The sequence below is a fragment of the Protofrankia sp. CiP1_Cm_nod4 genome, assembly GCF_982290645.1.
This window is the reverse complement of the sequence record NZ_CEVIVC010000004.1, coordinates 58,012-68,250: the sequence shown is the minus strand read 5'-3', so window position 1 is coordinate 68,250 and position 10,239 is coordinate 58,012. Positions and strand designations below refer to the sequence as shown.

General features: G+C 73.7%; 6 protein-coding genes and 1 pseudogene. 1 reads left to right on the top strand and 6 read right to left on the bottom strand.

What is annotated here, in order from left to right; translation table 11 throughout:
• Positions 1-54: 54 nt before the first annotated feature.
• From carB to pyrR, 6 genes and pseudogenes are all read right to left on the bottom strand, one after another.
• The gene (gene carB / locus AC5LSR_RS02105; RefSeq protein ID WP_250284820.1) at positions 55-3,465 is read right to left on the bottom strand and encodes a carbamoyl-phosphate synthase large subunit; all 3,411 of its coding nucleotides are present in this window, start codon (positions 3,463-3,465) and stop codon (positions 55-57) included.
• A 196-nt stretch (positions 3,466-3,661) separates the two neighbouring features.
• A complete protein-coding gene (gene carA, locus AC5LSR_RS02100; protein ID WP_250284833.1) occupies positions 3,662-4,753 on the bottom strand; it encodes a glutamine-hydrolyzing carbamoyl-phosphate synthase small subunit in 1,092 nt (363 codons plus the stop codon).
• An 837-nt stretch (positions 4,754-5,590) separates the two neighbouring features.
• Positions 5,591-5,992: pseudogene (locus AC5LSR_RS02095) on the bottom strand (PH-like domain-containing protein); the annotation flags it as partial.
• A gap of 146 nt (positions 5,993-6,138) precedes the next feature.
• A complete protein-coding gene (locus AC5LSR_RS02090) occupies positions 6,139-7,602 on the bottom strand; it encodes a dihydroorotase (RefSeq protein ID WP_250284817.1) in 1,464 nt (487 codons plus the stop codon).
• Complete coding sequence (locus AC5LSR_RS02085) at positions 7,599-8,522, bottom strand: aspartate carbamoyltransferase catalytic subunit (RefSeq protein WP_250284815.1); 924 nt, start codon at positions 8,520-8,522, stop codon at positions 7,599-7,601. The genes AC5LSR_RS02090 and AC5LSR_RS02085 overlap by 4 nt, the downstream gene beginning before the upstream one ends.
• 115 nt (positions 8,523-8,637) lie before the next feature.
• A complete protein-coding gene (pyrR, locus tag AC5LSR_RS02080) occupies positions 8,638-9,306 on the bottom strand; it encodes a bifunctional pyr operon transcriptional regulator/uracil phosphoribosyltransferase PyrR (protein WP_445548487.1) in 669 nt (222 codons plus the stop codon).
• A gap of 310 nt (positions 9,307-9,616) precedes the next feature.
• Between pyrR and bldD the strand changes: the two genes are divergently transcribed.
• On the top strand, positions 9,617-10,117 hold the full coding sequence (bldD, locus tag AC5LSR_RS02075; protein ID WP_013874517.1) for a transcriptional regulator BldD: 501 nt from the start codon (positions 9,617-9,619) through the stop codon (positions 10,115-10,117).
• Positions 10,118-10,239 lie beyond the last annotated feature (122 nt).

Genomic DNA, 10,239 nt, shown 5'->3' with positions numbered 1-10,239 from the left:
GTCCGGCCACCGTCATCCGGCCACCGTCATCCGGCCACCGTCGTCCGGACGCGGTCATCCGATCACCGTCTGCCGGTGGGCGTCGCCGGCGGGGGCGGGCGCGGTACCGGCGGGCCCGCCGGTACGCTGATCATCAGTGGGCCGGCCGGCGTCCTGGCCGGTGCCGGGGCCGTACGTCCGCTCCCAGGCGTCGTGCAGCCCGGCGTGGAAGCTCTGTAGCGGCCGCACACCCATGTCGCCGCGTATCAGGGCCTCGATGGCCTGCACGCAGGCGGCGGCGCCCTGGATCGTGGTGACGCAGGGCACGCCGGTGGCCACGCACGCCGCCCGGATCTCGTACCCGTCCAGCCGCGGCCCGACCCCCCACGGCGTGTTGATCACCAGGTTGATCTGGCCGGATATGATCATCTCGACGCAGTCGACCAGGTCCGGGTCGGGCACGGAGTGCTTGCCCAGGACGACCGCCTTCACCCCGTTGCGGCCCAGCACCTGCGCGGTCCCCTCGGTGGCGTAGACGACGAAACCGAGGTCGGCGAGCCGCTTGACCGGAAATATCATCGCCCGCTTGTCCCGGTTGGCCACCGAGACGAACACCCGGCCGTAGACCGGCAGCGACAGGGACGCGGCGGCCTGGGACTTGGCGTAGGCGGCGCCGAAGCCGGCGTCGATGCCCATCACCTCGCCGGTGGACTTCATCTCCGGGCCGAGCACGGTGTCCACCCCACGGCCGCCGGCGTCCCGGAACCGGCCGAAGGGCAGCACCGCCTCCTTCACCGCGATATGGGAGTCCAGCGGCAGGACCGCGGCGTCGCCGTGGGCGGGCAGCAGCCCCTCCGCGCGCAGCTGCGCCACGGTCGTGCCGGCCATCACCCGGGCGGCGGCCTTCGCCAGCGGCACCGCGGTCGCCTTGGACACGAACGGCACGGTCCGCGACGCCCGCGGGTTGGCCTCCAGCACGTACAGCACGTCGGACTGCAGCGCGTACTGGACGTTGAGCAGGCCGCGCACGCCCACGCCCTCGGCGATCAGCCGGGTGGACTCGCGGATGCGCTCCAGCTCGCCGCGTCCCAGGGTGATCGGCGGCAGCGCGCAGGCGGAGTCGCCGGAGTGGACCCCGGCCTCCTCGATGTGCTCCATCACGCCGCCGAGGTAGAGCTCGGTGCCGTCGTAGAGCGCGTCCACGTCGATCTCGACGGCGTCGTCGAGGAACCGGTCGACCAGGACGGGGTGCCGCGGGCTGATCTCGGTCGCCCGCTCGATGTAGCGGCGCAGCATCGCCTCGTCGTAGACGATCTCCATCCCGCGGCCGCCGAGGACGTAGGACGGCCGTACCAGCACCGGGTAGCCGATCCGTTCCGCCACCGAGCGGGCCTCGTCGAAGTGGGTCGCCACCCCGTGCGGCGGCGAGGGCAGCCCGGCCCGGGCGAGCACCTGCCCGAACAGGCCGCGGTCCTCGGCCAGGTGGATCGCGCGCGGCTCCGTCCCGACGATCGGGACGCCGGCGGCGGCCAGCGGCGCGGCGATGCCCAGCGGGGTCTGGCCGCCGAGCTGGACGATCACACCGACCAGTTCCCCGGCCTGCCGCTCGGCGTGGACGACCTCCAGGACGTCCTCGACGGTCAGCGGCTCGACGTAGAGCCGGTCGGCGGTGTCGTAGTCGGTGGAGACCGTCTCCGGGTTACAGTTGATCATGATCGTCTCGTAGCCGGCGTCCGAGAGCGCCATCACCGCGTGGCAGCAGGCGTAGTCGAACTCGATGCCCTGCCCGATCCGGTTGGGCCCGCTGCCCAGCACGATCACCCGCGGCCGGCCGCTGGGGGCGACCTCGGTCTCGCTGTCGTAGGACGAGTAGTGGTACGGCGTGGCCGAGGCGAACTCGGCCGCGCAGGTGTCGATGGTCTTGTAGACGGGCCGGATGCCGGCGCGGTGGCGGGCCGCGCGCACGGCGTCCTCGGTGGTGGCGAGCAGGTCGGCGAGCTGGGCGTCGGAGAACCCCGCGCGCTTGGCCCGCAGGATGTCCGCCGGGGCGAGGTCGGCCAGGTCACCGGTGACGGTGGCGGCGATCCGGTTGAGGTGGTCGATCTGCTCCACGAACCAGGGGTCGATACCGGTCACCTCGGTCACCCGCAGCCGGTCCGCCCCGGCCCGCAGCGCCTGCTGCACCGTGCGCAGCCGGCCGTCGTGCGGGACACCGGCCCGCGCCAGCAGCTCCTCGGCGTCCCCCGGGCCGCCGGTGAAGCCGAACACCGCCGACGGCTGCTCCAGCGACCGCAGCGCCTTCTGCAGCGCCTCGGCGAAGCTGCGCCCGACCCCCATCGCCTCGCCGACGGACTTCATCGTCGTGGTCAGCGCCGGGTCCGCCCCGGGGAACTTCTCGAAGGCGAACCGGGGCACCTTGACCACGACGTAGTCCAGCGCCGGCTCGAAGGCCGCCGGGGTGGTGCGGGTGATGTCGTTGGGGATCTCGTCCAGGGTGTACCCGAGCGCGAGCTTCGCGGAGATCTTCGCGATCGGGAACCCGGTGGCCTTCGAGGCCAGCGCCGACGACCGGGACACCCGGGGGTTCATCTCGATCACGACGAGCCGCCCGGTCGCCGGGTCCACGGCGAACTGGATGTTGCACCCGCCCGCGTCGACACCCACCGCGCGCATGACCGCGATGGCCATGTTGCGCATCTGCTGGTACTCGCGGTCGGTCAGCGTCATCGCCGGGGCGACCGTCACCGAGTCGCCGGTGTGCACCCCCATCGGGTCGACGTTCTCGATCGAGCAGACCACGACCACGTTGTCGGCCCGGTCGCGCATCAGCTCGAGCTCGAACTCCTTCCAGCCGAGCACGGACTCCTCGACCAGGACCTCCGAGGACGGGCTCGCGGCGATGCCGTCCGCGGCCATCCGGCGCAGCTCGCCGGCGTCGTGGGCGAAGCCGCTGCCGGCGCCGCCGAGGGTGAAGCTCGGGCGCACCACCACCGGGTAGGAGAACTCCTCGGCGGCGGCCAGGCACTCCTGCGGGGTCGTGCAGATGGCGCTGCGGGCGGTCTCGCCGCCGACGGCGGCCACGATGTCCTTGAACGCCTGCCGGTCCTCGCCCGCGCGGATCGCGTCGATGTTCGCGCCGATCAGGCGGACGCCGTAGCGGTCGAGCACGCCCGCGGCGTGCAGGTCCATGGCGGTGTTCAGCGCGGTCTGCCCGCCCATGGTCGCCAGCAGCGCGTCCGGACGCTCCTTCTCGATGATCTTGGCGACCGTCTCCGGGGTGATCGGCTCGACGTAGGTGGCGTCCGCGAGGTCCGGATCGGTCATGATCGTGGCCGGGTTGCTGTTGACCAGCACCACCCGCAGGCCCTCGGAACGCAGCACCCGGCACGCCTGCGTCCCGGAATAGTCGAACTCGCACGCCTGGCCGATGACAATCGGCCCCGACCCGATGACCAGGACGCTGGTCAGATCCTCCCGCCGCGGCATCAGCGCACGACCTCCCGTCCGCGTCCCCGTCTATCTGCCCCCCGGCCCGCCCCGCGGGCACCCGGCTGGCGGCCCGCCGGACCCGGGATGGCCGGCCCGCGGGCCGGCTCGCAGCGTCCCATACCCGGCCCGTCGCGGTGCCCCACGACACCGTGCCCGCTGGGCCTCGTCAGCGGACAGCCAGGACCGTCGGGCGTCACCGGCGGGCAGCCATGAGATCGCGGAAGCGCTCGAACAGGCCGTGCGCGTCGTGCGGGCCCGGCGCCGCCTCGGGATGGAACTGGACGCTGAACGCGGGCACGTCCAGGCAGGCCAGCCCCTCGACCACGTTGTCGTTCAACGCCACATGACTGACCTCGACCCGCCCGTACGGAGTGCGTGTGACGCCGTCGAGCGGCGCCCGGACGGCGAAGCCGTGGTTGTGGCTGGTCACCATGATCCGGCCGGTCGCGGTCTCGGCCACCGGCTGGTTGATCCCGCGGTGGCCGTAGGTCAGCTTGTACGTCTCGAAGCCAAGCGCCCTGGCCAGCACCTGGTTGCCGAAGCAGATCCCGAAGAGCGGGACCCCGGCGTCGAGCACCCGGCGCACCGCCTGGACCGCGTAGTCCGCCGCCGCCGGGTCGCCCGGGCCGTTGGACAGGAACACCCCGTCCGGGGACAGCTCCAGCAGCGCGTCGGCGCCGCTGCGCGCCGGCAGGACGTGCACCTCGCAGCCGAGGGCGCTCAGCGCGTTCGGGGTCGCCCGCTTCATGCCCAGATCGAGCGCGGCCACCCGGAAGTAGGGGGCGTCGGTGGCCGCCCGCACGACGTAGGGCGCGCGGGTGCTCACCTGCGGCGCCAGGTCGGCGCCGACCATGCTCGGGCTCATCCGCACCCGTTGGAGCAGCTCGCCGGGATCCTCCGTGGCCGGGCCGATGCCGCACCGCATCGCCCCGCGCTCCCGCAGGTGGCGGGTGAGGGCCCGGGTGTCGATGCCGCTGACGCCCACCACCCCGGCGTCCGCCAGCTCGTCGTCGAGGGTGCGCCGCGCCCGCCAGCTCGAGGCGATCCGGCTCGGGTCGCGCACCACGAAGCCTGCGACGTGAATCCGCTCCGACTCGTTGTCGTCGTCGTTGACCCCGGTGTTGCCGATGTGCGGCGCGGTCATGACCACGATCTGCCGGTGGTAGGACGGGTCGGTGAGGGTCTCCTGGTAGCCGGTCATACCGGTGGCGAAGACGACCTCGCCGAAGGCCTCCCCCCGCACGCCGAACGCCTCACCGACGAAGTCGCGCCCGTCCTCCAACATCAGCCGGACGTCCGAGCCGCCGGCGCGCGGCGCGGTGGAGCGCGCCGGCCCGTACAGATGGCCGGGCAGGCCACCCGCCACCGACGCCCGACCGCCGGAGCTGTCCCCGCCTACGCTCACCACGTCCCCAATCCGTTGCGACGCGTCCCCGGCCCGCCCCGGCGGGCCGCCGCCCCGCGGGCCCGCCGGGGCACTCACCCAGGTGTCCTTCATCTTGCGGACGACCTCCCCCAGCGGGGACGTCAGTGGATCGACACCGCTGGCCTGACCATCGGCCCGCGCGGTGTGCCCGGTCCCATCCGGCGGGCGCCGCCGCCCGCCGGGCCCACCGGGCCCGCCCGGCTCACCGGGACCACCTGCCGGGGCAGGCCCGCCGGCCGGTGGATAGCCCGGCCCGCCCGGCCCGTCCGGCCCGGGCCCGGGCGGCAGCGGTGCACGCGCCGCGGTGGACGACGGCGGGTGGGTGACCACCGTTATGGGCGAACCGCCCCGCCCCGTCGTGGACGGGCCACCGCGCGGCCCCGTGGGCGCAGCGCCCTGTGCCCCTGCGGGCGGAACGCCCTGCGGCCCCGTGGGCGAAACGCCCTGTGGGCGGGGCAGGCCCGGTACCGTCGCCGCGCCCGTCACCACCGGCCCGCCCGGCCCGCTGTCCGCTGGCGTGCCGCCCGGCCCGCTCCCGCCCGTGGGCCGGGCGGGGGTGGAGCGTTGCCCCGGCCCCGCGGCGCCCAGCGCCCGCGGGCGCAGCCGGGAGACCGCCCGGCCGACCGGATGGGGCCTGGTGATCTCGCCGTCGGTGGGCGCCGGCCCCGGGCCGATCAGGCTGTGCACAGCGCGGACCACCTTGGGCTGGCGGGCCCGGTCGTCCCCGCGCAGGCCCGTCTCCAGCTCGTGTGAGCCCAGCGACCAGGCGATGACGATGATGCGCCCGACGCCGGCGACCTTGCCGGCGTGCGCCCGCTCGAGACGGGCGCCGCGCACGGCCTCCCGCGGGATCCAGAACGGCTCGTTACCGGCCCGGTCCACCCGGATGCCGCGGTCGTGGACGGAGACGTACGCGTCGGCCCGTCCCCCCAGCCCGCGGGCGGTGACCCGGTCGAGCCAGTGGCCGGCGTCCACCGTGCCCAGGTACAGGCCCTTGATCGGCGCGGCCACCACCTCACCGATGGTCTCGGGGACCGCCGGCAGGTCGGGCAGGTCCTCCTCCTGGCGGCGCGCGCGGTGGCGCCAGCTGCGGCGCATGGCGTCCACCGCGGCGATGAACAGCAGGATGCAGCCGAAGGCGAACAGCAGGTGCAGGCCCAGCCGGTCCGGGCCGCGCGCGGGCTCCGCCAGGGGAAGGCCGCCGGGCAGCGCCGCGAACGCGGCGGCGAAGGTGAGATGGTCGGTCATGCGATCTTCCCGTCGAGCACGGTTGGACGCCCCCGCAAGAACGTGGCCTGGACCCGTCCAGGCAGCTTGCGGCCAGCGTAGGGAGTGTTGCGGCCACGGCTGGCCAGCGCGCCGGCGTCGACCGTCCACCGGGCCACCGGATCGACGAGGACCAGGTTCGCCACGGCTCCCGCCGACAGCGACAGCGCCCCGGCGCCGGCCGGGTGCACGTCGTGGGCGGCCGCCCGGGACGGCCGCGAGCCGGCCACGGGCGGGTGGTGATGCCCGCCAGCCTGCCCGCCAGCCTGGCCACCAGCCAGAGCATTGGCCCGACCGCCGGTGAGGCCGCCGGGCAGACCGCCGATCCGCCCGGGGGCGACCGACATCCGGTCGGCGAGGCCGGCCCAGTCCAGCAGGCCCGTCTCCAGCATGGTCATGATGGCGATCGACAGGGCGGTCTCCAGGCCGACCATGCCCGGGCGGGCGGCCATCCACTCGGTCTCCTTGTCCTGCGGGGCGTGCGGGGCGTGGTCGGTGGCGATGCAGTCGATCGTGCCGTCGGCGAGCCCGGCGCGCAGCGCCGCCACGTCCGCGGCGGTCCGCAGCGGCGGGTTGACCTTGTAGACCGGGTCGAAGGAGGTGACCAGGTCGTCGGTGAGCAGCAGGTGGTGCGGGGTGACCTCGGCGGTGACCCGCCAGCCCTTGGACTTCGCCCACCGCAGCAGCTCCACCGAGCCGGCGGTGGAGACGTGGCAGACGTGCAGCCGGGAGCCCACGTGGCCGGCGAGCAGCGCGTCCCGCGCGATGATCGCCTCCTCGGCGGCGGCCGGCCAGCCGGGCAGGCCGAGCCGCGCGGAGACAGCCCCCTCGTTCATCTGCGCGTCCTCGGTCAGCCGGGGCTCCTGGGCGTGCTGGGCGATCACCCCGTCGAACGCCTTGACGTACTCCAGCGCCCGGCGCATGAGCACCGCGTCGGACACGCAGTTGCCGTCGTCGGAGAACACCCGCACGGCCGCCGCCGAGGACGCCATCGCGCCGAGCTCGGCGAGCCGGGTGCCGCGCAGCCCCTCGGTCACCGCGCCCACCGGGCGCACGTCGCAGTGCCCGGCGTCCCGCCCGAGCCGCCAGACCTGCTCGACGACGCCGGCGGTGTCCGCGACAGGCTCGGTGTTGGCCATCGCGAACACGGTGGTGAAACCGCCCAGTGCCGCCGCCCGGGTGCCCGAGGCGACGGTCTCGGCGTCCTCCCGGCCCGGTTCGCGCAGGTGGGTGTGCAGGTCCACCAGCCCGGGCAGGGCGACCAGGCCGTCGGCGTCCAGGACCGTCGCGCCCACGGCGGACAGGTCGCGACCGGCCTCGGCGATGATCCCGCCGTCGAGCAGCAGGTCCACCGGGTCGCCGCCGAGCGGCCGCACCCCGCGCAGATGCCAGCGCCCGGCCTCGTGCGCGGGCCCGCCGGCGGTGTCGCCGCGCCGCGTCATGGCACCTCCCTGGTACCGCCGAGAAGCAGATACAGAACCGCCATCCGCACGCTTACGCCGTTGGCGACCTGTTCGACCACGGTCGAGCGGGTCGAGTCGGCCACATCCGAGGCGATCTCCATGCCGCGCACCATCGGCCCCGGGTGCATGACCAGCGCGGACGGCGGCATCGCCGCGAGCCGGTCGGCGTCCAGACCGTACCGGCGGCTGTACTCCCGCTCGGTGGGGAAGAACGCCGCGGTCATCCGCTCCCGCTGCACCCGCAGCATCATCACCACGTCGCTGGTGGGCAGGACCGCGTCCAGATCGTAGGAGACCGCCACCGGCCACTGCTCCACCCCGACCGGGACGAGGGTGGGCGGGGCGACCACCGTCACGGACGCGCCCAGCGTGGACAGCAGCCACACGTTGGAGCGGGCCACCCGGGAGTGCAGGACGTCACCGACGATCGTGACGGACAGGCCCTCGACCCGGCCGAGCCGGCGGCGGATGGTGAACGCGTCCAGCAGCGCCTGGGTCGGATGCTCGTGGATGCCGTCCCCGGCGTTGAGCACGCTGCCGCGCACCCAGGCGGCCAGCCGGTGCGGCGCGCCGCTGGCGGGATGCCGGCAGACCACGGCGTCGGCCCCCATCGCCTCCAGGGTCTGGGCGGTGTCCTTGAGGCTCTCGCCCTTGGAGACGCTCGACCCCCGGACCGAGAAATTGATCACATCCGCGGACAGCCGCTTGGCGGCGAGCTCGAAGGACGTCCGGGTCCGGGTCGAGTCCTCGAAGAAGAGGTTGACCACGGTACGGCCGCGCAGGGTCGGCAGCTTCTTCACCGACCGGCCGGCGACGGTGGCCATGTACTCGGCGGTGTCCAGCACCAGCAGGGCGTCGTCCCGGCCGAGATCCTGGGTGGACAGCAGGTGGCGCATCATGCCTGCCCCGCCGTCCCCGGCCGGCTCACAGCCGGCCCGTTCACAGCCGCGGCGGGCGGCGGTGCGACGGCCCGGCCGTGCCGGCACGCCGGGCGCGCCGGCGCACCCCCCGGACTCATCGGCCCGCTCCTTCCGACAGGATCATCACGGCGTCCCGGCCGTCGGTCTCGGTGAGGCGGACCGCGACGGCCTCCTGCCTGGACGTCGGCATGTTCTTGCCGACGTAGTCGGCCCGGATCGGCAGCTCCCGGTGCCCGCGGTCCACCAGCACCGCGAGCTGCACCACCCGGGGCCGGCCGAACTGCGCCAGCGCGTCGAGCGCCGCCCGCACCGTCCGGCCGGAGAACAACACGTCGTCCACCAGGATCACGGTGCGGCCGTCGATCCCACCGTCCGGCAGGTCGGTCACCGCCAGCGGGCGGACGGCGCGCAGCTGGAGGTCGTCACGGTGCATGGTCGGATCGAGCGAGCCCACGCCGAGCTCGACGCCTTCGACCGCCCGGACCCGGTCGGCGAGCCGGCGGGCCAGCGGGACACCGCGGGTGGGTATACCGAGGAGCACGACGCCGTTCCCACCGGCGGTCTTCTCCAGGATCTGGTGGGCCATCCGGGTGAGCACCCGGCCGATGTCCGCGCCGGAGAGCACCGTGTGGGCCGTGCCGGGGCTGTCGGGAGCGCCTGCCCGCGGGCCGGGCGCGGACCCGGCCTGGCCGGGGGCGCCTGGCCCCGGGGTGCCTGGCCCGGGCCTACCTGGAGTGGGCCTACCTGGGGCGGGCGTGGTCATATCCAGGCCCTCCTTCCCCGCCTCACGGGACGGTCCTTAAAGGAGCGGTCCGGATGACGGTATCAGGCAGCACGCATTGTCACTGCACGTTACCTAACATGAACTGCCTGCACACGAACGGTCCGTGACACAGAAATTCTTTACTCGTAACGCCTAGTGCAATCGACGGGCTACAGAAAGTGGTACAAAGAAAGTGTCGACACGACCCCCCTGGTGGTGAGCGACAACCGACCCAGGACTACTATCGGTAACCACCGGCGGCAAGAGCCCCGGTTCCAACTGATCGACCACGACGGGAGTGGGCACTCCGATGTCCGACTATGCGAAGGCGCTCGGTGCTCGGCTGCGAGCAATACGCACCCAGCAGGGGCTCTCGCTTCATGGCGTCGAGGAGAAGTCGCACGGGCGCTGGAAGGCTGTCGTCGTGGGCTCCTACGAACGCGGAGATCGCGCTGTTACGGTGCAGCGCCTGTCCGAACTGGCCGAGTTCTACGGTGTCCCCGTGGGAGAGCTCCTCCCCGAGGGTTCCACCGTGGCTCCGCTCGAGCAGTCTCCGCGCATCGTCCTCGACCTGGAACGGCTTTCCCAGGTTCCGAAGGAACACGGCGGCCCACTCGCCCGCTATGCGGCGACCATCCAGAGCCAGCGTGGGGACTACAACGGCCGCGTACTGTCCATCCGGTACGAGGACCTGCGTTCCCTGGCCGTCATCTACGACACCTCGCCGAGCAAGCTCACCGAGCAGCTCGTCTCATGGGGCGTCCTGAGCCCGGAACAGGGCCAGGAAGCCGGAATCAGCGAATCGGCCTGACCGGCCACCGCTGACCGGGCCCTGCCTGACACAGGCGGCGCGGGCGCGCCTTTCACGTCGCCGCGGGACGTGAACGTGGGCCTGGCGGGGCCATCGGCGGACCACGCGGCCTGCTCGGCCGC